Source organism: Pararhizobium sp. P1_E7 (assembly GCF_056405855.1).
On the sequence record NZ_JBFUBH010000024.1, the window covers coordinates 36,933 to 60,514 of the forward strand.

Here is a 23,582-nt window from a genome sequence, read left to right on the forward strand (position 1 = left end):
GCCCTGAATTCTACGCCTGCTGCCCGTTGCCGGCAGCGGGCCCGTTGCCGTGCCATCAAAGCCGTTTGACGGCGCAGTCCAAAGAGGGAATAAGAATGCCGGTAGAGCTGACCGATAAAAGGACCAGCGGCTTGCGCGTTCTGCTCGTCGAGGACAATGACATTCTGGGAGAGGCCGTTCGCGATCACATCGCGGCCGCCGATCATGCCGTCGACTGGATGCAGACGCTCGACGATGCGCGGATGTCGCTGCGCACCGTCTCCTACGGTCTGATCCTGCTTGATCTTCGCCTGCCTGATGGCAGYGGCATCAGCCTTCTGAAGGAATTGCGGGCAGGCGGCAACGCGACGCCGGTGATCATTCTCACCGCTCATGACCAGATTTCAGACCGGATCGAGGGATTGAACAGTGGCGCMGACGACTATCTCGTCAAGCCGTTCGACCTCGGCGAACTCTCGGCGCGCATGCTCGCCGTCATCCGCCGCTATGGCGGCAATATTTCACCGGTGATCCGTTTCGGCGAGCTGAAGATCAGCCCGGTCGACCGGCGGGTGTTTGCCGGTGAAACGGAAGTCGGCCTTTCGGGCCGTGAATGGGCGGTTCTCGACACGCTGCTTTCGCGGCCTGGCGCGATCATTTCCAAGGCGCAGATCGAGGAGGCGCTGTATGCGTTCGGTTCGGAGATCGAGAGCAATACCGTCGAGGTCTATGTGAGCCGGTTGCGCAAGAAGCTCGGGCGGGATCACGTCGTCACCGTGCGCGGCGTCGGCTACAAGATCGGGGCCCAGGCGTGAGGCGGGCAAAGCCTGCAGGGCAAAGCATGACGCGGCGGCTGATCCTCTGGCTGACGGGGGCAGCGACGGCCTTCTGGCTGATCGCCGCCGGCCTTGGCGTTTCCGTCATGCACGATGAGTTCGGCGAAATCTTCGACGGCTCGCTGCAGGAAACGGCCGAGCGTCTCGTGCCTCTGGTCGCCGTCGATCTTAATCAGCGGACAGGCGCTTCTGCCTATCCTCATCAGCTGCGCGAGGGGGTAGATGTCGGCGACGAGGAATATCTCGTCTATCAGGTGCGCAATGCCAAAGGCGAGATCCTGTTCCGGTCCCACGACGCGCCGGAGGTGCCTTTCGATGCACCGCTGAAACGCGGGTACTGGACGGACAACACCTACCGCTTTTTCACGGCCGCGACGCAGCACAACACGATTTTTGTGCAGGTGGCCGATGCCCTGGCAAACCGGGCGGAGGCGCTGACAGAAGGCGGCATGGCGCTGTTCCTGCCTGTGCTCGTGCTGATCCCCGTCAGCGTGCTTCTGATACGGCTGATCGTGCGCCGGACGCTTACGCCGGTCGATGACCTGCGCCGGGCGATCGAGGAAAAGGACGGCGGCAACATGGCGCCGGTGCCATCCCGCATGCTGCCGCGTGAGCTCTTGCCGATCGCCCGCTCGGTCAACCATCTGCTGACGCGGCTGCAATCGGCTTTCGATGCGGAGCGCGAATTCACCGCCAACAGCGCCCACGAACTGCGCACCCCGATTGCCGGCGCGCTGGCGCAGACGCAGATGCTGATTGCCGAACTGGATGGCCCGGGGAAGCGGCGGGCGCAGCAGATCGAAACCTCGCTGATCAATCTTGGCCACACGGCGGAAAAACTGCTGCAGCTGGCACGGGCCGAAGCCGGGATCGGTGCCGGCTCTGGAAATGCCGATCTCGCCCGTGTTCTGGAATTGGTGGTGGCCGATTTTGAGCGGAGCGATCCGGTATCCCGGCGGCTGCGCTTTCACCGGGAAGCGGGCGCGAGCCTGAACGGCAGCTATAACGAAGACGCGTTTGCGATCGTTCTGCGCAACCTGATCGAGAATGCCCTGTTGCATGGCAGCAGACAGGAGCCGGTGAATGTCCGGCTGGAAACGGGCGGCGTGGTGCGCATCGTCAACGGCGCGGCGGCTCTTTCCCCGGATGAACTGGCGGCGATCCGCAAGCGCTTCGGGCGGGGTGCGACGGCGTCCCCGGGCTCCGGGCTCGGCCTGTCGATCGCCGAGCGGCTGTTGCAGCAGATGAATGCCGGATTCGAGGTCTTGTCCCCGGCGACGGGGCGCCACGACGGGTTCGAGGTGGTGCTGCGGTTCGGCCAGGTGGATGCAGCCGGGTGAAGGGTGAGGCGCGATTTTTCTTGCCCGACGGGGAGAAAAGGGAGCCGTCGCTACAGGCCTCTCATCCGTCCTGTCGGGCACCTGCTCCCCGACTGCGGGGAGAAGGGACGAGCGGCAAACTCTGGCGTTCCCTCACCCCGCGTGCGGGGAGAGGGTGAGGGGCCGGGCGTAGCGAGGGACAACCCGCGAACTCTCAATCCCTGTCCGGTGCTCCCAGCGGAAAGAATGAGCGGTACGGGCGGCCTTCGTCGACGGCGCGGGCGAAGGACGGGCGGGCGAGAAGGCGGGCGCGGTAGGCGCGGACATTGGGGAAGGTTTCTGCGATCGGGTGCACCCAGTCGGCATAGAACAATGACGGGCAGGCCGCGCAATCGGCAAGGCTGAACGTGTCGCCGGCGGCCCATTCGGTCTTAGCCACCACGCCGTCGAGCCAGGCATAGGCATCGTCCAGCATCGCTTTCGCCTCGGTGACGCCATAGGGATCGCGATCAGCTTCCGGGCGGATCTGGTTGAACACCACCTTCTGCATCGGCGTCATGACATAATTGTCGAAGAAGCGGTCCATCATCCGGGTGCGCAGCGCAGCCTGCGGATCGTCAGGGATCAGGCGGACGCTGCCGGGGTAGTTCAGCATCAGATATTCGATGATGATGGTTGCCTCCATCACCGCGGTTTCGCCGTCCTTCAGCACCGGCATGCGTTTCATCGGCCAGAGCGCGCACCACTCCGTGACGATCTCCGGCGTGTCTTGTCCGAGCATGCGCAGTTCGAACGGCGTGCCGTTTTCGTAGATCGCGACGAGCACCTTCTGGCAGTAGGACGAAAACGGGTGGGCGAAGAGTTGCGGTTTCATCATATCCTCCAAAAACTGATTTCGATCTGCAACTGGTTGCGTTGTAAAGTAACCGATCCTATATTGCAAGCGGTTTTGAAGAGGGACGTGCCGTGGATACTGTGCAGCGATCGGGATGCCCGATCAATCTTACACTGGAAATGCTCGGCGATCGCTGGAGCCTGATCATCATCCGCGACCTGATGTTCGGCAACCGGCGGCATTTTCGCGAGCTGTTGACGCAGTCGGAAGAGGGGATCGCCTCGAATATCCTGGCCGACCGGCTGCGGCGGCTGACCGAAAGCGGGCTGCTTTCCCGCCGTGACGATCCGAGCCACAAGCAGAAGGGCATCTACAGCCTGACCGAACCGTCAATCCAGCTGGTGCCGCTTCTGGCGCAGATGGGGGCGTGGGGCAGGCGGCATACACAGGCATCCGAGGAACTGTCGATCCGGGCCGAACTTTTGGAAGAAGGCGGGCCTGCGATGTGGGCGGCGTTCATGGGGGAATTGCGGGCGTTGCATCTGGGTGCGCCGGTGCCGGAGCGCTCGGTGTTTGCGGAACTGCAGGCGGCGTATCTGGCGGTGGTGGCGAAGAACTCGACAGCCGAATGATCTGGCGGCCGAATGACGATCCAGACGCCACATTGTCCTAACCGCCCCTCACCCTAACCCCGCTTGCGGGGAGAGGGGACTGCCTCGGAGTTTGCCGCTTATTCCTTCTCCCCGTGGCAACGGGGAGAAGGTGCCCGATAGGGCGGATGAGGGCCTTTAGGCCCTGCAGTTTTGCCGGAAGCTCGCTGTGATCAATACACTTCCGGCACGTACATTTCCGGCGGGACCGGGTGACGCGTGTAGTCGTCGTTGCGAACGCGCTCGGGCAGGACGAGTTCGGGTTTGGGTACATCCTCGTAGGGGATCTGGGCCAAGAGGTGGGCGATGCAGTTCAGCCGCGCCTTCTTCTTGTCGACCGCCTGCACGACCCACCACGGGGCTTCCGCGATATGGGTCCGGGCAAGCATCTCTTCCTTGGCCTTGGTGTAATCCTCCCAGTGAACGCGGCTTTCCATGTCCATCGGCGACAGCTTCCACTGCTTCAGCGGATCGTGGATGCGCATCTGGAAGCGGAATTCCTGTTCCTCGTCGGTGATCGAGAACCAGTATTTGACCAGGATGATGCCGGAGCGCACCAGCATGCGTTCGAATTCCGGCACGGTGCGGAAGAATTCGTCGAGCTCTTCCGGCGAGCAGAAGCCCATGACGCGCTCGACGCCGGCGCGGTTGTACCAGGAGCGGTCGAACAGCACCATTTCGCCTGCCGTCGGCAGATGCGGCACGTAGCGCTGGAAATACCATTGATTGCGCTCGCGCTCGGTCGGTGCGGGAAGCGCGACCGTGCGGCAGACACGCGGATTGAGCCTTTGGGTGACGCGCTTGATGGCACCGCCCTTGCCGGCACTGTCGCGGCCTTCGAACAGAACGACCACCTTGAGCTTCTTGTGCTGCACCCAGTCCTGCAGCCGCACCAGCTCATGCTGCAGCCGGAACAGCTCGCGGAAATAGGTCTTGCGTTCGAGCGTTGGTTCGGCCGACATGCCTTCGGCTACCAGCTCGTCGAGCCGGTCCTCCTCCATCTGCATTTCCAGCTCTTCGTCAAAGCTGTCGGCAATTTCCGCCTTGATGCGGTCGAGCTGGTCAATCATTGGTCACATCCCCGTTGGTCGAGCGCACAGGAGCAGGGTTTGATGACAGGTATGTGACGGGGCGGTGGGGCGCTGCCTATAGCCGGGAATTGCGAGATTTCACGGTGAACGCAATTCGGAATCCAGCTTGGAAATGCCGCATAAAACCCATGGAAGCCGTCTCCGTACATTGACTGCAACCCAAGATGAACTTATGGTTGAAATTCCGGTCGGCGCAATGGCGGTCTGCTTCAAGTGGGGGCTTGTTCATGAAATGCTTTTCCGGGTTTTCGACCCGCATTCTCAGTCTGCTGCTCATTTGCAACATGCTGTCTGTGTCCTTTGGCTCGGCGGCCAATGCCCGGTTCATCCAGCCCGACACCATGGACCCAACGGTACAGGGCGTGGGCACCAACCGGTATGCCTATTCCGGCAATGATCCGGTCAATAAGAGTGATCCGAACGGTCATCAGATGGGGCATAATGGCGGCCCGCCTCTCGATCCTACAGACCGAGACGGGGACAATATCCCTGACTTTTTGGACTCACACCTCGGCATAAATGATCAAGACATACAAATTCATGAGGCCAGTCCGAACTTAGGCGACCCCGGCATTGGAGGGTTGGCAGCTACCGCGGCTGGAGCGGCCATAATGGGCCATCCTCTCGGTCCTATTCGCGGATATCTAAATGACCTAGAGCAAAAAAGTGGAATTGCGATCGGTTCCGAGCAGCGGCAATATCTGGCCCAGGATCTTCGAGATAATACGACGGTTAAAGGGAGTGTGACTGGCAAAGAACTGCTGACCCGCAGGAATGCATGGGATCAAAAGCTCCCCGCCCTGAGAGTCGAGTGGGAGCGACGAACAGGGAGAAAATGGCCAACGTACACTGAAGAAGATATTAGAAGCGGACGTGGGCGGATACATGCCAGAATTGGTTCTCCCTATGAAGCCCACCAGATCCGTCAACTCAGCGACGGTGGTAAGAATACATGGTGGAATATGACACCTCTTTCAGCACTTGATCATCAAGGGGGAGTTCATAGAGCAGGCAGCTCATTGAATGCACTGCGCGATTTTTTCAGTGGGCTTTTCGGCGGAAAATGAGGGAATCCAAATGGAAGACCAGATAGATGATGATGTGCTGCAATGGTATCGCCAGTTTACACGTGAACCATCAGAAGCCCGCGATCACACGACGCCGAACCTTTTCTATCCCGTTGAGGAAAATAGTATAATGGAGTTTGAGAAGGAATTCGGGAACATAATTCCGAATTCTTACAAAAATTTCTTGAAATCGGTTGGGGAAGGCCGGTTAACGGAGGACATGAATGGCGGTCAAAGCCAAGGTTATGAAAATTCATTTCAAGATCCTGCGGAAATGGCGGATTTAATTGGTAAAAAAACTGTCGAATGGGACATTTATCCCGACTTTATCGCCGACAACGAGGTTCCATTCTTTTATATCGGAAACCATTCTGTATTTGTTTTTAGAAAAAATGAAGGAAGCAAAGTATATTTTCCATATCTGGATGATGTTTATGCAGAGAGTTTTGGGGAATTTATTAAGAAGCTTATGGAGAATATCAATTTTTATAATGAAATTCATATTGTCGAATAGTCTGATTGTCCTCCATCTGCATTTCCAGCTCTTCGTCAAAGCTGTCGGCATTTTCCGCCTTGATGCGGTCGAGCTGGTCGATCATTGGTCACATCCCCGTTGGTCGAGCGCACAGGAGCAGGGTTTGATGACAGGTATGTGACGAGTATGTGACGGGCGGACGAAAGAGGTGCCGATCGTAGGCGGGGGTTGTCGGCCGTGCGGCTGGACGATTGACTGCGGCTTTGCGCCGATCGGCGCGACAGCTCCTCGCGTTTCAGCGGCATCCGAACTATTGTGGGGAGAGGGGCCACACAAATGCACAACGAATACATCAACCTAGCGAAGATCAAAAAATTTCTAAGATCAGGAGACCAGATACCGCATCATCTAATGCTTGCAGCCTTGAATGAAGTTACGGGCACGCTGTTCACTGATAGAGAAAGAGCAACTGCCGAAAGCCTGTCCCAAGATGCCGGAAAGTACTTAGAAAATTGGGCGCTCCTAGACTTCATCAGCGCGAAACTCAGCGACGAGGAGGTCGCCGAAATCATTGCTATACGGAAAACCCTTATCTCGAGGCTTTCTGTGCTTCTTCCATCTATCGTGGCTTTGTTCAATATTAATGATTTGGTAGACATCGCCTCAGCCATTCAACAAATATATACCTGCTGCGGCGACTACCCTGTGATCGAGAAGTCGCAATACTCGGCGCAGCAGCGGAAAAAAATTGTCGGAGAAATCAGTTCACTCATCAGCCTTGCAGAGCAGTTGGACGAGGCACTGGATCGAGCGAGCCGTCATGTCGACATCGAGTTTGCGCATCACAAAGATGCAGTAATGAGAATGAGAACGACATCGCAACCTCTGCGCGACGTCGACCAATTTCGTTCTGAGCTGGGAATGCTGCGGTTCGCTGCACAACTGACGCTTTATCGTGATGAGGCTGGTGAACGCTCTTTCTATGTAGGTGACAACAGGGCGCGTACTCACATTGTAGAATACGCGTACCGAATGACGCTACAGTTCGGTGCTCCTAATTTGAAGACTACGCCTGGATCAGACTTTTCAAGTCTCTGCAGTTTAATGTTTGAGCTTGCAACAGGCGCTGCCGATGAGAGCCTAGCGGGCGCTATCAACAAGTTCGCGCGAAGTGAACTGAGACGTGAAATAGATCAAGAAGAAGAAGATAACCGCCACGAAAATAGCGATGAATACATGGCCGAATACGAGGCGGATAATTTCGCAAGCGTCAAGCAAGGGATTCAAAAACTTGAGGCCGAAGAGGCGTTCTGGCTACGGATGCTCGCTGATCGAGTATGGGACGAGAAATCGGAAAACCAAATATTGCTTCGAATTTGGGATGTCCATGCGGAGAAAGAAAAAGCACTGAAGGGCCATGGCCCATTCATAGTTTGGGCAAGTCAGATGAGCAGGAAAACAGGCGAGGAATGGAGAGCAAGAGCCGAACGTTACGAGACTGAGATATTGGAGCTTGCTATCGAACTTGGGCGAAAAACTCGTGCTCGACGCGATTGACCAGCCTTGCGTCGATTTGCCAAAAGCTGATCAACAATCGATCGTCGGCGCAAGCTACAAGAATGCCATGCGGTCCAAACGCAGCGGTGTAGCTTAAAGGACAAAGCCCTTACTTTCGACGGTTGAGACTTCAGCCGGGTAAGGAGATGCGGGTTCGACTCCCGCTACCGCGACCGCTCGCATAGCAGACACCACTGCCGCGTTGGAACGCCTGATCATTCAATGCGAGAAGAAGCGGCCTCGGCCCCGACACGCCAAACCCCACTTCCTTCTCCATTGCACGTCGCCCTCATTTTCGCTAAGAGACCGCCAACTTCTAAAAGCAGGCGTGAACCCCAAGCGCAGCATTTTCGACCGGTAGAGGCACATGGCACGCATCGTGATGAAATTCGGCGGCACGTCCGTCGCGGATATGGATCGCATCAGGAATGTGGCCCGCCATGTGAAACGTGAAGTCGATGCCGGCCACGAGGTTGCCGTCGTTGTGTCGGCGATGTCGGGCAAGACCAACGAGCTGGTTTCCTGGACGCGCGACGCCTCGCCGATGCATGACGCGCGCGAATACGACGCCGTCGTTGCTTCCGGCGAGCAGGTGACCTCGGGCCTTCTGGCGATTGCCCTGCAGAACATCGGCATCAACGCCCGCTCCTGGCAGGGCTGGCAGATCCCGATCAAGACCGACAATGCCCATGGCGCGGCGCGTATCCTGGATATTGACGGTACCGAACTGATCCGCCGCTTCGGCGAAGGCCAGGTGGCCGTCATCGCCGGTTTCCAGGGGCTTGGACCCGACAACCGGATCGCCACGCTTGGCCGCGGCGGCTCGGACACGTCGGCAGTCGCGATCGCCGCTGCCGTCAAGGCTGACCGCTGCGATATCTATACCGATGTCGACGGCGTCTACACCACCGACCCGCGCATCGAGCCGAAGGCCAAGCGGCTGAAGAAGATCGCGTTCGAGGAAATGCTGGAAATGGCATCGCTCGGCGCCAAGGTCCTGCAGGTTCGCTCGGTCGAGCTTGCCATGGTATTCAAGGTTCGCACCTTCGTGCGCTCCAGTTTCGTAGACCCCGACGCGCCGGGCATGGGCGATTTCCTGAACCCGCCCGGTACGCTGATTTGTGATGAGGATGAGATCGTGGAACAGGAAGTCGTCACCGGCATCGCCTATGCCAAGGATGAAGCGCAGATTTCGCTCCGGCGCGTGGCCGACCGGCCGGGCGTTTCGGCTGCGATCTTCGGACCGCTCGCCGAATCCCATATCAATGTCGACATGATCGTCCAGAACATTTCGGAAGACGGATCGAAGACCGACATGACGTTTACGGTGCCGTCCAGCGATGTCGACAAGGCATTGAAGGTGCTGGGCGAAGCCAGGGATAAAATCGGCTTCGACGTCATCCAGAACGAATCAGGCCTGGTGAAAGTCTCGGTCATCGGCATCGGCATGCGCAGCCATGCGGGCGTGGCCGCGTCCGCTTTCCGCGCACTTGCCGAAAAAGGCATCAACATCAAGGCGATCACCACCTCGGAAATCAAGATTTCCATTCTGATTGACGGTGCTTACGCCGAATTGGCCGTTCGCACTTTGCATTCCGTCTACGGTCTGGATAAGAGTTAAGGTAGCGGCGGCAACGGTGCTTTGGCGCAAGTGTGCCGGAACAAATTGCCGCCTGCAGTTGTTGACTTTTATTCGGGAGACGTTGCGCGATGAGAGACCTCTCAGCGGGCCCACGCGTCCTCCTCAAGCGGTTGCGCGAACTGATGGCGGAACCGCTCGAGCCGCAGGAGCGCCTTGACCAGATTGTTCGCCAGATTGCGCAGAACATGGTCGCGGAAGTGTGCTCGGTCTATGTGCTGCGCTCCGACGGCGTGCTCGAACTCTACGCCACCGAAGGTCTGAACCCAGGCGCCGTCCACCTGGCACAGCTGCAGATGGGGCAGGGCCTCGTCGGTACCATTGCGGCGAGCGCCCGGCCGCTCAATCTGTCCGACGCGCAGGCGCATCCGGCCTTCACCTATCTGCCGGAGACCGGCGAAGAAATCTATCATTCCTTCCTCGGCGTGCCGATCCTCAGGACCGGCCGCTCGCTCGGCGTTCTCGTCGTACAGAACAAGGCCAGCCGCACCTATCGCGACGACGAGGTCGAGGCGATGGAAACGACGGCGATGGTTCTGGCCGAAATGGTCGCAACCGGCGAGCTGAAGAAGATCACCCGGCCGGGCCTGGAACTCGATCTGTCGCGGCCGGTGACAATCGACGGCTCAAGCTTCAATGACGGCATCGGGCTCGGCTACGTCGTGCTGCACGAGCCGCGCATCGTCGTCACCAATCTCTTGAACGAGGATACCGATCATGAGCTTGGCCGGCTGGCCGAAGCGCTGGGTTCCTTGCGCATCTCGATCGACGACATGCTGTCGCGCCGCGACGTTTCCATGGAAGGCGAACATCGCGCCGTACTGGAAGCCTACCGGATGTTCGCGCATGACCGTGGCTGGGTCAGGAAGCTCGAAGAGGCGATCCGCAACGGCCTGACGGCGGAAGCGGCGGTCGAGCGGGTTCAGAGCGAGACCAAGGCGCGGATGATCCGGCTGACGGACCCCTATCTGCGCGAGCGCATGCACGATTTCGACGACCTCGCCAACCGGCTGCTGAGGCAGCTGACCGGCTACGGCGCGAAAATGTCGGCCACGGATTTCCCCAACGACGCGATCGTCGTCGCCCGCGCCATGGGGGCTGCCGAACTGCTCGATTATCCGCGCGAAAACGTTCGCGGCCTCGTGCTCGAGGATGGCGCGGTGACCAGCCATGTGGTGATCGTCGCTCGCGCCATGGGCATTTCGGTGGTTGGCCAGGCGGCGGGCGTGGTGGCGCTGGCTGAAAATGGCGACGCGATCATCGTCGATGGCGACGATGCGAAGGTGCATCTGCGGCCGATGGCCGATCTGCAGCGGGCGTATGAGGAAAAGGTCCGGCTGAGGGCCCGCCGCCAGGAGCAGTTCAAGGCACTGCGCAACGTCGAACCCGTGACCAAGGACGGCAAGCGGATCAAGCTGCAGATGAATGCCGGCCTTCTGGTCGACCTGCCGCAACTGTCGGAATCCGGGGCCGAAGGCATCGGCCTGTTCCGCACCGAGCTGCAGTTCATGATCGCCTCGACCATGCCGAAGATGGAAGAGCAGGAGCTGTTCTACCGCAACGTCATGAAGCAGGCGGCAGGCAAGCCGGTGACGTTCCGCACGCTCGATATCGGCGGCGACAAGGTGGTGCCCTATTTCCGCGCGGCGGAAGAGGAAAACCCGGCGCTCGGCTGGCGGGCGATCCGCCTGTCGCTCGACAGGCCTGGCCTTTTGCGCACGCAGTTGCGCGCCATGCTCAGGGCGTCGGCGGGCGAGGAGCTGCGCATCATGCTGCCGATGGTGACGGAAGTGTCCGAACTGCGCACCGTGCGCGAGCTGTTGCAGAAGGAAATCCAGCGGCAATCGAAGGTCGGCGAGCAATTGCCGCGCAAGCTGCAGTTCGGCGCCATGCTGGAAGTACCAGCACTCCTGTGGCAGATGGACGAGCTGATGGACGAGGTCGATTTCGTCTCGGTCGGATCGAACGACCTGTTCCAGTTCTCGATGGCGGTCGATCGCGGCAATGCGCGGGTGTCCGACCGGTTCGACGTGCTCGGACGGCCATTCCTGCGCATCCTGCGCGATATCGTCCGGGCCGGCGACCGCAACGCCACGTCGGTGACGCTGTGCGGCGAGATGGCGAGCAAGCCGTTGTCGGCGATGGCGTTGCTCGGCATCGGCTACCGTTCCGTCTCGATGTCGCCGACGGCCGTCGGGCCGGTCAAGGCGATGCTCCTGGCGCTCGATATCGACAAGCTGTCGGCCATGCTGCATGCGGCGCTGGACGACAGGCGGAGCGAGACACCGGTGCGCGAAATGCTGGTGGCGTTCGCTGCGGAGAATGGGATTCCGGTTTAGAGAAAGCTGCCCCTCATCCGCCCTGTCGGGCACCTTCTCCCCGTAAGACGGGGAGAAGGGACAAGCGGCGAACTCTTTGTTCCTCTCAACCTGAAAACGATGCTGACGGTGATGGAGGGGCGGCAAACTCGGTCATCCCCTCTCCCCGCCTGCGGGGAGAGGGCTAGGGTGAGGGGCAGGCCCATATGGATGTAGGAGATGAGAGGTCCGGACAAACAAAAGACGGAGCGCGCCCGCGGTTTGCGGAAGGTCGAGAACGATGCGGAGGAGGCCCTCTGGTTCGAGCTTCGCGCGCGCCGGCTAAACGGCTTCAAATTTGTCCGGCAATTGCCGATCGGCCCATATTTCGCAGATTTCGCGTGCAGGCAGGCTGGCCTTGTCGTTGAAGTTGACGGCAGTCAGCATGCGAATAGCCGCCATGATGCAAGGCGGGACGCGTACATGGTGACGAGCGGCTGGAGTGTTGTTCGTTTTTGGAATGGGTGTGTTCTTCAAGACCGCGAACGGGTATTGGAGACCATCGTGGAAATCGTTGAAAATCGGCTGGTCGAGGAGGTCAGGTCATTTGCTCTCACTTTTGTCCCTGCCCGAAGGTCAAACGACGACCAGTAATCGGATCAGGCTTGTTCAATTCTCGAATTGCAAGAAACATAACCGTTCCTCGGAACGGTACCACTGGAGTACACATTGGCAACCTTACCTGTTGAAAAGATGCGCGAGCTGGAGCGCCGGTTTTCCGAGATCGAGGCGCGCATGGCCGAGGGGCCGGCGGCGGATGTCTATGTGAAGCTGGCATCGGAATATTCCGAGCTGCAGCCAGTGGTGACGAAGATCAGGCTGTACGAGAAGGCGCAAGCCGAGCTGGCCGACGTCAACACACTTCTGACCGCCAGGGATACCGACCGCGAGATGCGGGATCTGGCCGAAATGGAAAAGCCGGAGATCGAGGAGCGCATCGAAAAGCTGGAACAGGACATGCAGATCCTGCTTCTGCCGAAGGATGCGGCTGATGAGAAGAGCGCCATCCTTGAAATCCGCGCCGGCACCGGCGGCTCCGAGGCAGCTCTTTTCGCCGGCGATCTCTTCCGGATGTACGAGCGCTATGCGGCCGGCAAGGGCTGGAAGGTCGAGGTACTGTCGGCCAGCGACGGCGATGCCGGCGGCTTCAAGGAAATCATTGCGACGGTGACAGGGCGCGGGGTGTTTTCCAAGCTGAAATTCGAATCCGGCGTGCACCGGGTGCAGCGCGTTCCCGACACGGAAACGCAAGGGCGCATTCATACCTCGGCGGCAACCGTTGCCGTTCTGCCGGAGGCGGAAGACATCGATATCGAGATCCGCAACGAAGACATCCGCATCGATACGATGCGCTCGTCGGGAGCCGGCGGCCAGCACGTCAACACGACGGACTCGGCGGTGCGCATTACCCATATGCCGTCCGGCATCGTCGTCACGTCGTCGGAAAAATCGCAGCACCAGAACCGCGCCAAGGCGATGCAGGTGCTGCGCTCGCGGCTCTACGACATGGAGCGGCAGAAGGCCGACAGCGAACGCTCGGCCTCGCGCAAGAGCCAGGTCGGGTCGGGTGACCGCTCCGAGCGCATCCGCACCTACAATTTTCCGCAAGGGCGGGTCACCGACCACCGCATCAACCTGACGCTCTACAAGATCGACCGGATGATGATGGGCGAGATCGACGAGGTGGTCGATGCGCTTCTGGCCGACTACCAGGCCGATCAGCTGGCGCAGCTGGGCGAGGTCAAGGGATGACCGATACGCTCGACAGCCTGTTTGCCGAGGCACGGGAACAGTTTCTCAAAGCCCATATCGGCGAGGCGGCACTGGATGCGCGCGTCCTGATTTGCGGCCTGCTCGACCTGCCGGCRGTGGCGTTCATGACGCGCGGCGGCGAGATCGTTTCGGAAAAGGACGCCGCGCGCATTCGCGCGGCGATCGCGCGGCGGGCGGCGCACGAGCCGGTTCACCGCATTCTCGGCCAACGCGAGTTCTACGGCCTGACGCTTGGAATGTCGGAAGCTACGCTGGAGCCGCGGCCGGATTCGGAGATGATCGTCGAGGGACTCATTCCCTTCGCGCAAAAATTCGTTGCGGAGAAGGGAAGCTGTCATCTCATCGATCTCGGCACCGGCACCGGGGCGATCTGCCTGGCGCTCTTAAGCGCCGTGCCGGAGGCAACCGGTGTCGGGTCCGATCTATCTGCCGGCGCCGTCGAGATGGCRCATGCCAATGCCGTGCGCAACGGGCTCGGTGAGCGGTTCGCGGCGATAGAAAGCGACTGGTTTGGCGCAATTGTCGGCAAGTTCGACATAATCGTGTCAAATCCACCCTATATACGCACCGACGTGGTGGCGTCGCTGGCGCCTGAGGTGCGCGATCATGATCCGGCATTGGCGCTGGATGGCGGCGCCGACGGACTGGACGCCTACCGCACCATCGCCGCCCATGCAGCAGCCCATCTAGCCGATGGCGGCATCGTCGGTGTCGAAATCGGCTACGACCAGATGCAGGTGGTCGGGCAACTTTTCGAAGACGAGGGGTTTTGCGTGCTGGACCGGGTGAAGGACCTTGGCGGAAATGACCGCGCCATTCTGTTCTCGTTTGGCAACCAGAGCCCTTCACGGCTCTAAGCCCTGCAAACAGGCGGATATTAGGCTGTTCTTTTCGAATGCGTGAAGAAAAGGCTTGGAATCACATGGGAAGCGGGCTAGGTTGCCGCTTACGCACTGGGCAAAAGGTCACGTACCAAAGATTCGTTCCGGTCAGATCTTGCCGCAGAATTGCTCTCACAAAAGAGTTGCTAAGGTTGGACAGTGCCTGGTGCGGGTACCTGTTAATTTGACTTTAACCAGCGACGGTACCGTCGAGAGGCGGTTGGGTCGCGGCGCGTGTCTGCCTGATCCGGGTTCCGTTAAACGGGATGTCCGGCAAGCGGCGAAGCCACAAGATCATCAATATCAAAGAGAATCCAGGTGAGTGAACGATGAGGCCAGGACAGCAGAACAAGCGCGGCCGTGGGCGTAACAACAATAATACCAGCAGCAACAACAGTGGCGGCGGCGGTAACAACAATCATAACCGGAAGGGTTCCAACCCGCTCACCCGGACCTATGACAGCTCCGGCCCGGACGTAAAAATTCGCGGTACCGCCCAGCACATTGCCGAGAAATATTCGACGCTCGCGCGCGACGCGCAGAGCTCCGGCGACCGTGTCGTGGCTGAAAACTATCTGCAGCACGCCGAGCATTACAACCGCATCATTGCAGCCGCCCAGGCGCAGATGCAGGAACGTTTCCAGCGTGACGATCGCAGCGACTACAACGATCGCAACGACTTTCTCGACCGCGACGGCAACGAGCGCGACGACGATATCGATACGAGCGACAACGACGAGAATGCCGCCGGCCAGGACCAGCAGCCCGAGCAGGAGCGTCAGCAGCGCCAGCCGGAACAGCAGGACCGCCAGCGCCAGCCCGACCAGGAGCGTCCGCGGCAGGATCGCCAGCGCCAGCAGGACCGCCAGCGTCAGCCCCGCGCCGAACAGCCGCGTTCCGAGCAGGCACGCCCCGAACAGCCACGTTCCGAGCAGGCAAACGCGCGTCTTGACCTTGCTCCGCAGCCTGTCATCGACGGCTCCGGTCCGCAGCCGGTGATCGAAGGCACGCCAGTCGAGGTTGCGCTGGAAGAAGAGGCTCCGACCGGCCGCGCTCCGACGCGCCGCCGCACGGCTCCGCGTCCCCGCCGTCAGCCGCGCCGCGGTGAAGCCGGTGGTGACGAAGCCGCCGCAGAGGCAGGGGCCGATGGCGAAAAGGGTGGCGACAAGCCGGCTCTGGAGCCTGTCGCGACRGAATAGATCGGTAAAGGGTGCCGAAAGGCGGCCTTTGCAGGGATGCATTTTGAAGAACCCGGTTCGCTTGCGGCCGGGTTTTTTCGTGGGGTAGGGCGGTGAGGCATTTCTGGCGGGCTCTACCAAGGCGCAGAGCTGATTGCCCAAGCCTTGACCGCCGCGCCGCTTATCTGTACGTCCTCGTCATGGTTTTCAGATGCCAGCCGCTCGCGGACGTTTCGTCTCGGTGAAAGTCTGACTTCGACGATCCTTCTCACCCCTCGATGCATTTCGCGCGGTGGGCAATGCGAGCCCCCTCCTTCAGTTCGAAATGCAATGTTGAGGAGAGCGGGATGTCGTCAGACACGTCCAGCCAGAACGCCTATTTGACTGCCCCTCTCGGTGTAATTTTCACCAGGACGGCACTTCCCATCATCTTCGTGATGAGCATGAACGGCCTTTTGACCGTCGCTGATGCCGTCTTCCTCGGTATCTATGTCGGTCCTGATGCCGTCGGCGCTGTCACGATCGTCTTCCCGGTCTTCATGCTGCTGATCGCACTTTCGACACTTGTCGCCAGCGGCATGGCCAGTGTTCTGGCCCGTCATCTCGGGGCAGGACGCTTTATCGAGGCACGCTGTGCGTTCTCGGCCGCTCATGTCCTTGCGCTCGCAATCGGCGTCGCTGCCGTCGTCCTTTTTGCCGGGTTCGGCGAAAAGCTGATCCAGGTCGTCGCCAACGGCAACGGTGCCTTGGCTGGAATGGCCTATGTCTACACCGCCATCATCGTGTTCGCCTGCCCCCTACAGTTTCTGCTTTCGGTCAACGCGGACGCATTGCGCTGTGAAGGCCGGGCTGGAATGATGGCGATCCTCAGCCTCGCTGTTTCGCTTGCGAACATGGCCTTCAACTATGCCCTTATCGTCGGCATGGAATTGGGCGTTGCTGGTTCTGCCTTCGGAACCGTGCTTGCCCAGGCGTTGGCGCTCGTGCTGCTTCTCGCTTTCCGGTCGTTTGGCCGTACGACGCTGCGCTTTACCCTGTTGCGTCGCCGCGACCTGCTGAAGGACTGGGGCGGAATCGTCGCGCTGGGCGCGCCGCAGAGCCTCGGCTTCGTCGGTCTGGCTCTCGTCTCGGCCACGATCATCGCGTCGCTGCAGATGGTGGCGGGCGCACGATATGATGTGGTCGTATCCGCCTACGGGATCATCACCCGCGTCATGACCTTCGCATTCCTGCCGCTTTTGGGCATGAGCCAGGCCATGCAGGCCATTGCCGGAATTAGCGTCGGAGCGGGGCTTTGGCACCGTTCACGCAAGAGCCTGCGTCTTGGCGTTGTGGTCACATTCTTCTACTGTCTTGCTGTCGAGATTCTGCTGATCGGCCTTGCGCGGCCGGTTGGTTCGCTCTTCGTCAATGACGATGCTGTCACCGCCGATGTTGCGCAAATCATGCCGGTGATGGTGGCAATGTACTTCGTTTCAGGGCCGCTGATCATGGTCGGCAGTTATTTCCAGGCGATCGGTGATGCCGGGCGGGCTGCGATTCTCGGCTTGTCGAAGCCATATCTCTTCACGATGCCGCTGATTATCTTTCTGGCCATGACCTTCGGTGAGCGCGGTATCTGGTTTGCCACGCCGATCGCGGAAGTCTTGCTTCTCGGTGTAACGGGTTTTGTCCTTTGGAAGACCAAAAAGCCGCACGGGATGGATGTTGCTCGTCAGTTGGAAAGAGAGGCGAACAAGCCCCTTTAATTTCGAAAATCCCGGCCCCATATTCACTCCAGACGGCCGGTCCCGTGCAATGCGGGGTTCCGGCCGGTGACGGGCTTGCCTTTTCAGGGAGCCTTATTCCAACTGTCGGCAGTGCCAGGACTGGGCTGACCGATTACCGGAGGTAGATGCATGAATATCGAAAAATACTCGGAGCGCGTGCGCGGTTTTCTGCAATCGGCTCAGACCTATGCGCTGGCCGAGGGCCATCCGCAATTCGTTCCCGAACATGTGCTGAAGGTCCTGCTCGACGACGACCAGGGCATGGCGGCATCGCTGATCGAGCGGGCCGGCGGCAGCGCCAAGGATGCCAAGCTTGCCAATAACGGCGCGATTGCCAAGCTGCCGAAAGTCTCGGGCGGCAATGGCTCGATCTCGCTTTCGCAGCCGCTTGCCAAGGTCTTCACCACGGCGGAAGAGGCGGCCAAGAAGGCCGGCGACAGCTTTGTCACCGTCGAACGGCTGTTGCAGGCATTGATCATCGAGACCTCGGCTGCCACGTCCGGCATCCTGTCGAAGGCAGGGCTGACGGCTTCCAAGCTCAACCAGGTGATCAACGACATCCGCAAGGGCCGCACCGCCGATGGCGCCAATGCCGAAGCGGGTTTCGACGCCTTGAAGAAATATGCGCGTGACCTCACGGCAGATGCCCGCGACGGCAAGCTCGACCCGGTGATCGGCCGCGACGATGAAATTCGCCGCACGATCCAGGTCCTGTCGCGCCGCACCAAGAACAACCCGGTGCTGATCGGTGAACCCGGCGTCGGCAAGACGGCGATCGCCGAGGGCCTGGCTGCGCGCATCGTCAATGGCGACGTGCCGGAAAGCCTCAAAGACAAGAAGCTGATGGCACTCGACATGGGTGCGCTGATCGCCGGCGCGAAATTCCGCGGTGAATTCGAAGAGCGGCTGAAGGCCATTCTCTCGGAAGTCCAGGCGGAAGCCGGCGAAATCATCCTGTTCATCGACGAGATGCACACGCTGGTCGGTGCCGGCAAGGCGGATGGGGCGATGGACGCCTCCAACCTGTTGAAGCCTGCGCTTGCACGCGGCGAGCTGCATTGCGTCGGTGCGACCACGCTCGATGAATACCGCAAGCATGTGGAAAAGGACGCCGCCCTTGCCCGCCGGTTCCAGCCTGTCATGGTCAACGAGCCGAATGTCGAGGACACGATCTCGATCCTGCGCGGCTTGAAGGAAAAGTACGAACAGCATCACAAGGTGCGGATCTCGGATTCGGCGCTGGTGGCGGCTGCAACACTTTCCAACCGCTATATCACCGACCGGTTCCTGCCCGACAAGGCGATCGACCTGATGGACGAAGCCGCGTCGCGGCTGCGCATGCAGGTGGATTCAAAACCCGAGGAGCTGGACGAACTCGACCGGCGCATCATGCAGCTGAAGATCGAGCGCGAGGCCCTGAAGAAGGAAACCGACCGGGCGTCGAAGGACCGGCTGGAAAAGCTGGAACTGGACCTGACCGGGCTCGAGGAGCAGGCCGATGCGCTGACGGCGCGCTGGCAGGCGGAAAAATCGAAGCTTGGCCTGGCTGCCGACCTGAAGAGGCAGCTCGACGAAGCCCGCAACGAACTGGCCGCCGCACAGCGCAAGGGCGAATTCCAGCGGGCAGGCGAGCTTGCCTATGGAGTGATCCCGAAGCTCGAAAAGGAGCTGGAGGTTTCCGAAAGCAAGGATGGCTCCGATCTCGACCCGATGGTGCAGGAAGTCGTGACGCCCGACAACATCGCCCATGTCGTTTCCCGCTGGACCGGTATTCCGGTGGAAAAGATGCTCGAAGGCCAGCGCGACAAGCTGTTGCGCATGGAAGACGAGCTGTCGCAATGGGTGGTCGGTCAGGGTGATGCCGTTCAGGCCGTTTCGCGCGCGGTTCGCCGTTCGCGTGCCGGTTTGCAGGATCCAAACCGTCCGATTGGTTCGTTTATCTTCCTCGGCCCGACCGGCGTCGGCAAGACGGAGCTGACCAAGGCTTTGGCGCGCTTCCTGTTCGACGACGAGACAGCGCTGGTGCGCATGGATATGTCGGAATATATGGAGAAACACTCCGTGGCCCGGCTGATCGGTGCACCTCCAGGCTATGTCGGCTACGAGGAAGGCGGCGCTCTGACAGAAGCGGTGCGGCGCAAGCCTTACCAGGTCGTGCTGTTCGACGAGATCGAAAAGGCGCATCCGGACGTGTTCAACGTGCTGTTGCAGGTTCTCGATGACGGCCGCCTGACCGATGGCCAGGGCCGCACCGTCGATTTCCGCAACACGATGATCATCATGACCTCCAATCTCGGCGCGGAATATCTGGTCGGGCTTGGCGAGAATGATGACAGCGACATGGTGCGCGATCAGGTGATGGATGTGGTGCGCGGGCATTTCCGCCCCGAATTCCTCAACCGGGTCGACGAGATCATCCTGTTCCACCGCCTGAAGCGCGGCGAGATGGGGGCGATCGTCGATATCCAGCTGTCGCGCCTGCGCCAGTTGCTGGCCGATCGCAAGATCACGCTCGAACTCGACGACGAGGCCCGCGCCTTCCTCGCCGACAAGGGCTATGATCCGGCCTATGGCGCGCGTCCGTTGAAGCGGGCGGTGCAGAAATATGTCCAGGACCCGCTCGCCGAGCAGATCCTCCAGGGCAATTTCCCGGATGGTTCGACGATCAAGGCCTTCGCCGGCTCGGATCGGTTGAACTTCAAGCTGAGGGGCGGGGCCGAGAAGGCTGCTGCTTGATCATAGTGGTGTTTGAGACAGACCTCTCCGGGGAAACCCGGGGAGGTTTTTCGTTTTGGGGACGAATGCCAACGGGTTGGTCTTGGTGGCAGGAGCATGGCGGCTTTGCGCCATATGCGGACGGCTCCGGGTTGGCAAGTTTCGGCTGAAAGCTTCGCTATCATCTGGCACTGCTATGGGTATCGCGGCGGCTTCTGGCACTAAAAAACCCGGCTGGTGAGGCCGGGTTCTCGACGTAACCGGGATTTCATCCCGCTAGTGCGTGGTGCTGTTGATGAGTGCGTCGATGAGTTTGATCTGCGAGCGATTGCCGCGCTTATATTCGTTGATCAAAATCTTTGCTTCTGCAGTCGCGTCCTTGCGAAGAATGCGATGCTGAGTACACCAAGCGTCAAGAACCGTCTGGAGCAAATCGAGGTCTTTTGGGGGTATTGCGATATCGGATATATGCATCATTTTCCTCCCAAGGATTGACATCTTTTTTTGTGAGAAGCCGCCTCCTCGCGACCTCCCGCACGTGCATCCTTAGCCTAAAGTAGCAGGGGCACAAGATGAAAATGTGACCGTGTGCGTGAGGTACGTGCCCGTTTTCGAGAGTTCGGAAGCGATGCATATTTTAACGGCAATGCTGGGAAACGGTCACTCCGTTCGCCCGATTTTGGCCGAACGGGATGATGGCTCCAAAGCGCCAGTTACAGTCACTGAGATCGCAGATGGCGCGTGGCACCATGTGGTTTCATGTGGCAATTCCTGCCCAATCTACCTCGTTACCTGACAATAGAAGGCGACTTCGTCTTCCTTGCCCGCCACATTGGCGAGGCTTTCCTTCGATAGGCCGGTCACCAACGATAGGTTTATGGCTTTGGGGATATGGCCATTGTCATAGTTGGTCGCGGGCTTTTGCAAATAAGAGATATTGCCTACTGCGCCGCCGCCACTTCGGCGCTGCCATTGTCCTTTGCCAGCAATTCGTCGATGCGGCCGCGTTCCTTTTCGAACTGCGCCAAGGCCTGGCCGTCGAGCGACTTGCCGCCGGGCAGGCGGATGCGCAAGGGATCGACGCGGTTGCCGTTGACGATCAGCTCGTAGTGCAGATGCGGGCCGGTCGACAGGCCGGTGGTACCGACCCAGCCGATCACCTGGCCCTGGACGACTTTCGAGCCGACACTGACATTCTTGGCAATCGCGCTCTGGTGATTGTAGGACGAGACATAGCCGTTGGCATGGCGGATCAGCGTCTGGTTGCCATAGCCGCCGGAATCCCAGCCGGCCTTTTCGACGACGCCGTTGCCGGCTGCGATGATCGGCGTGCCGCGCGGGGCTGCCCAGTCGACACCGGTATGCATGCGCGAAAAGCCGAGGATCGGATGGCGGCGCATGCCGAAGCCGGAGCGGAACGTGCCGTTCGGGACCGGGTTGCGCAGCAGGAACTGGCGAATGCTCTTGCCCTGCTCGTTGTAATAGTCGACCGAATTGTCGTCCGGATCCTGGAACCGGTAGAAACGTGTCTCCGCATCGCCGAACTTGGCATTGACGTAGAGCAGTTCGCTGTCGTCCGTCGCCTTGCCGCTGTCGTCGGCGACCGAGAAGAAAGCCTCGAGACGGTCGGTCGGCTTCAGCTGCGCCTGGAAATCGACATTGCTGGCCAAAAGCTTGATGATCTGGGCGATCATCGTCGAGTTCATGCCGTAGGAGAGGGCAGCGCGATAGACGCCATCATAGACGCGCGGCAGGTCGCGGCCGGCGTTGATCACGGGGGTTCCGTTGTCGTCAAAGGCGCTGGCAACGGCTGCCAGTGGCGGCGGCTCGTAAGCCTTGACGAAATTCCCCTTGTCGTCCAGCGCCATGGTGAAGACATGGGCGCCGCGCGAATAGACGGTGGCGCGCACGACCTTGGCCTCTTCGTTTTCACCCTTCTGGATGATGCCGATGCGCAGCACGTCGCCTTCCTGCAGATCGGTCGCACCAAGTGCCGGCCGCAGATAGCCGGCGAGATCCTCGGCCTGGGCCTTTCCGTAACCGGCATTGATCAGAACGGCGGCGATCGGCGTTGCCCGGCGCACCGGGATGACGTCGTCGGCATATTCTGTCGTCTGGTCGGTGATCGTCTCGAAGGACGAGACCGTCATGTTCTCCTCGACCACCCGGGCCGACAGGCCCTGGATCAGGTCGAGATCGGAGGCATCGGAGGCAAAGCGGCGCGGATCGACATAAAACAGCGAGGCAAGCTGGGTATTGCCGTCGGTCAACACCGAGCCGTTGGTGCGGACATTCTCCTCGACTTCATCCATCGACATCGAGGGCGCAAATTTCAGGGTCGATCCCTTGAGCGGGAAGTCCACCGTCTTCAGCGCCACTTCGGATTCGACGTCGGAGCCATAGAGCGTGCCCGTGCGGCTGGCCGCCGGGGCAGCCTCGGCCTCATCGCTGGAAAAGATCGCCAAAGGATCGAAGGAGGGGTATTTTTCCGCCGGCTGGTGATTGGCAGCCAGCGTCATCTTCACATGCGCGAAAGGCTGGCGGCGAACCACTTCCTTCTCGCCGTCATGGGTCATGGTGGAGACTTCCATGATGGTGCGGTCGGACGGCTTGGCAACAATGCTGGGACTTAAGATACGGTCGCCGCGCTTGGCGGCTGTGGTCGGCTGCGAGCCGCGGGCGGACGGGTCCATTGCGGCATAGGCTTCGGCGGGGATGGCCAGCTGCTGGCGTCCGTCAAGGGCTGCAAACAGTGCCACACCCATCAAAAGGCTGGAGGTAATACCTGTCAGGAACGTGCCCGAAAGCCAGCGCAGCGAAATCTCGCGCCGGTCGGGGGCCTTGCGTCCATCCGCAAGGATCGGCGGCTCGTTGCCGAGCGACCGCATCATGGTCTTGTCCGTGATCATGCCAATTCGAGCGAGGTCCCTGATTACGCGCCGTTTCTTATTATGGTCTCGGTATGTTGTGCGAAGATGTGCATCTTTCACGCCTCCAAGTCAAACAGAACGGCCGTCACTCTCTAAGGGCTCCCCATGAAGACGAGGAGAGCCGCCAGAACGGAAGGTGCGAAGCGCTGATTAGAGCGTCAATTGTGAAGAAGTGAGGGCGGGATTGGGTTTTCGGGCTCATACAAAGGGCCATCCCGATTGCCGCAACGCAGCAAAGCCTTACGGCGCAAGGCTTTGTCAAAAAACTGTCATTTTTTTCAAAAATCCTGTTGACTATGAACGATGCCCGGGACTATAAACCGCTCACCAACGAGGGCGGCGGCGCTGCTGGCGACCGACGAACTCGCTCTGAAATTTCTTATGAAAGTTTGGTGCGGATTTGGGGTTTCAGGCGGGAACGCTTTGGGCTCTCGGGGTTAAGGTTTTGGACGGTTTTGACCGTCGGTTTTTTGACAATTGAATAGAGAGAAAGAGAAACGTGGGCGGCGGATGTTCGCGACTGGATTAAGT

At 59.9% G+C, this 23,582-nt stretch carries 18 protein-coding genes and 1 tRNA gene; 15 read left to right on the top strand and 4 right to left on the bottom strand.

What is annotated here, in order from left to right; all coding sequences use genetic code 11:
* The first annotated feature begins 131 nt into the window (after positions 1 to 131).
* Positions 132 to 794 carry a response regulator transcription factor gene (locus AC1D17_RS19435; RefSeq protein WP_477566990.1) on the top strand — a complete coding sequence of 221 codons (663 nt, stop codon included), beginning with the start codon at positions 132 to 134 and terminating at the stop codon, positions 792 to 794.
* Positions 795 to 820: 26 nt separating this feature from the next.
* Positions 821 to 2,155, top strand: a complete 1,335-nt coding sequence (locus tag AC1D17_RS19440; protein ID WP_477566974.1) for a sensor histidine kinase — start codon at positions 821 to 823, stop codon at positions 2,153 to 2,155.
* Positions 2,156 to 2,348: 193 nt separating this feature from the next.
* Here the strand turns inward: AC1D17_RS19440 and AC1D17_RS19445 are convergent, their stop codons facing one another.
* On the bottom strand, positions 2,349 to 3,008 hold the full coding sequence (locus tag AC1D17_RS19445; RefSeq protein ID WP_477566975.1) for a glutathione S-transferase family protein: 660 nt from the start codon (positions 3,006 to 3,008) through the stop codon (positions 2,349 to 2,351).
* Between the two features lie 92 nt (positions 3,009 to 3,100).
* On the opposite strand from AC1D17_RS19445, the gene AC1D17_RS19450 reads away from it, so the two are divergent.
* Entirely contained in the window at positions 3,101 to 3,601 is a 501-nt protein-coding gene (locus AC1D17_RS19450) for a winged helix-turn-helix transcriptional regulator (protein ID WP_477566976.1), read from the top strand.
* A 191-nt stretch (positions 3,602 to 3,792) separates the two neighbouring features.
* Here AC1D17_RS19450 and ppk2 read toward each other — a convergent pair whose 3' ends face one another.
* Entirely contained in the window at positions 3,793 to 4,689 is an 897-nt protein-coding gene (gene ppk2, locus AC1D17_RS19455) for a polyphosphate kinase 2 (protein WP_477566977.1), read from the bottom strand.
* Positions 4,690 to 4,937: 248 nt separating this feature from the next.
* Between ppk2 and AC1D17_RS19460 the strand changes: the two genes are divergently transcribed.
* The 12 genes from AC1D17_RS19460 (at position 4,938) to clpB (ending at position 20,142) form a co-directional block, all read left to right on the top strand.
* A complete protein-coding gene (locus AC1D17_RS19460) occupies positions 4,938 to 5,777 on the top strand; it encodes an RHS repeat-associated core domain-containing protein (protein WP_477566978.1) in 840 nt (279 codons plus the stop codon).
* Between the two features lie 10 nt (positions 5,778 to 5,787).
* The gene (locus tag AC1D17_RS19465) at positions 5,788 to 6,291 is read left to right on the top strand and encodes an SMI1/KNR4 family protein (protein ID WP_477566979.1); all 504 of its coding nucleotides are present in this window, start codon (positions 5,788 to 5,790) and stop codon (positions 6,289 to 6,291) included.
* 297 nt (positions 6,292 to 6,588) lie between these two features.
* On the top strand, positions 6,589 to 7,809 hold the full coding sequence (locus AC1D17_RS19470; protein WP_477566980.1) for a hypothetical protein: 1,221 nt from the start codon (positions 6,589 to 6,591) through the stop codon (positions 7,807 to 7,809).
* Between the two features lie 82 nt (positions 7,810 to 7,891).
* A tRNA-Arg gene (locus AC1D17_RS19475) sits at positions 7,892 to 7,982 on the top strand.
* Positions 7,983 to 8,176: 194 nt separating this feature from the next.
* Positions 8,177 to 9,430: an aspartate kinase gene (locus AC1D17_RS19480; RefSeq protein ID WP_477566981.1), complete on the top strand. Its 1,254-nt coding sequence runs from the start codon at positions 8,177 to 8,179 to the stop codon at positions 9,428 to 9,430.
* 89 nt (positions 9,431 to 9,519) lie between these two features.
* Positions 9,520 to 11,787 carry a phosphoenolpyruvate--protein phosphotransferase gene (gene ptsP, locus AC1D17_RS19485; protein WP_477566982.1) on the top strand — a complete coding sequence of 756 codons (2,268 nt, stop codon included), beginning with the start codon at positions 9,520 to 9,522 and terminating at the stop codon, positions 11,785 to 11,787.
* 198 nt (positions 11,788 to 11,985) lie between these two features.
* Positions 11,986 to 12,399, top strand: coding sequence for an endonuclease domain-containing protein (locus AC1D17_RS19490; protein WP_477566983.1), 414 nt, complete (start codon positions 11,986 to 11,988; stop codon positions 12,397 to 12,399).
* A 75-nt stretch (positions 12,400 to 12,474) separates the two neighbouring features.
* Positions 12,475 to 13,557: a peptide chain release factor 1 gene (prfA, locus tag AC1D17_RS19495; protein WP_477566984.1), complete on the top strand. Its 1,083-nt coding sequence runs from the start codon at positions 12,475 to 12,477 to the stop codon at positions 13,555 to 13,557.
* Complete coding sequence (gene prmC / locus AC1D17_RS19500) at positions 13,554 to 14,435, top strand: peptide chain release factor N(5)-glutamine methyltransferase (RefSeq protein ID WP_477566985.1); 882 nt, start codon at positions 13,554 to 13,556, stop codon at positions 14,433 to 14,435. Before prfA ends, prmC begins: the two co-directional genes overlap by 4 nt.
* A gap of 353 nt (positions 14,436 to 14,788) precedes the next feature.
* On the top strand, positions 14,789 to 15,658 hold the full coding sequence (locus AC1D17_RS19505) for a DUF4167 domain-containing protein (protein ID WP_477566986.1): 870 nt from the start codon (positions 14,789 to 14,791) through the stop codon (positions 15,656 to 15,658).
* A 326-nt stretch (positions 15,659 to 15,984) separates the two neighbouring features.
* Positions 15,985 to 17,385: an MATE family efflux transporter gene (locus AC1D17_RS19510; protein ID WP_477566987.1), complete on the top strand. Its 1,401-nt coding sequence runs from the start codon at positions 15,985 to 15,987 to the stop codon at positions 17,383 to 17,385.
* 150 nt (positions 17,386 to 17,535) lie between these two features.
* Positions 17,536 to 20,142: an ATP-dependent chaperone ClpB gene (gene clpB / locus AC1D17_RS19515; RefSeq protein ID WP_477566988.1), complete on the top strand. Its 2,607-nt coding sequence runs from the start codon at positions 17,536 to 17,538 to the stop codon at positions 20,140 to 20,142.
* A gap of 255 nt (positions 20,143 to 20,397) precedes the next feature.
* Here the strand turns inward: clpB and AC1D17_RS19520 are convergent, their stop codons facing one another.
* Entirely contained in the window at positions 20,398 to 20,595 is a 198-nt protein-coding gene (locus AC1D17_RS19520) for a hypothetical protein (protein ID WP_477564757.1), read from the bottom strand.
* A gap of 467 nt (positions 20,596 to 21,062) precedes the next feature.
* Positions 21,063 to 23,030, bottom strand: a complete 1,968-nt coding sequence (locus AC1D17_RS19525; protein ID WP_477566989.1) for a M23 family metallopeptidase — start codon at positions 23,028 to 23,030, stop codon at positions 21,063 to 21,065.
* Between the last annotated feature and the right edge of the window lie 552 nt (positions 23,031 to 23,582).

Coding starts and splice junctions, on each gene's coding strand:
- AC1D17_RS19440 (WP_477566974.1), top strand. CDS start 821: ATGACGCGGCGGCTGATCCTCTGGCTGACGGGGGCAGCGACGGCCTTC.
- AC1D17_RS19445 (WP_477566975.1), bottom strand. CDS start 3,008: ATGAAACCGCAACTCTTCGCCCACCCGTTTTCGTCCTACTGCCAGAAG.
- ppk2 (WP_477566977.1), bottom strand. CDS start 4,689: ATGATTGACCAGCTCGACCGCATCAAGGCGGAAATTGCCGACAGCTTT.
- AC1D17_RS19460 (WP_477566978.1), top strand. CDS start 4,938: ATGAAATGCTTTTCCGGGTTTTCGACCCGCATTCTCAGTCTGCTGCTC.
- AC1D17_RS19465 (WP_477566979.1), top strand. CDS start 5,788: ATGGAAGACCAGATAGATGATGATGTGCTGCAATGGTATCGCCAGTTT.
- AC1D17_RS19470 (WP_477566980.1), top strand. CDS start 6,589: ATGCACAACGAATACATCAACCTAGCGAAGATCAAAAAATTTCTAAGA.
- AC1D17_RS19480 (WP_477566981.1), top strand. CDS start 8,177: ATGGCACGCATCGTGATGAAATTCGGCGGCACGTCCGTCGCGGATATG.
- ptsP (WP_477566982.1), top strand. CDS start 9,520: ATGAGAGACCTCTCAGCGGGCCCACGCGTCCTCCTCAAGCGGTTGCGC.
- AC1D17_RS19490 (WP_477566983.1), top strand. CDS start 11,986: ATGAGAGGTCCGGACAAACAAAAGACGGAGCGCGCCCGCGGTTTGCGG.
- AC1D17_RS19510 (WP_477566987.1), top strand. CDS start 15,985: ATGTCGTCAGACACGTCCAGCCAGAACGCCTATTTGACTGCCCCTCTC.
- clpB (WP_477566988.1), top strand. CDS start 17,536: ATGAATATCGAAAAATACTCGGAGCGCGTGCGCGGTTTTCTGCAATCG.
- AC1D17_RS19520 (WP_477564757.1), bottom strand. CDS start 20,595: ATGCATATATCCGATATCGCAATACCCCCAAAAGACCTCGATTTGCTC.
- AC1D17_RS19525 (WP_477566989.1), bottom strand. CDS start 23,030: ATGATCACGGACAAGACCATGATGCGGTCGCTCGGCAACGAGCCGCCG.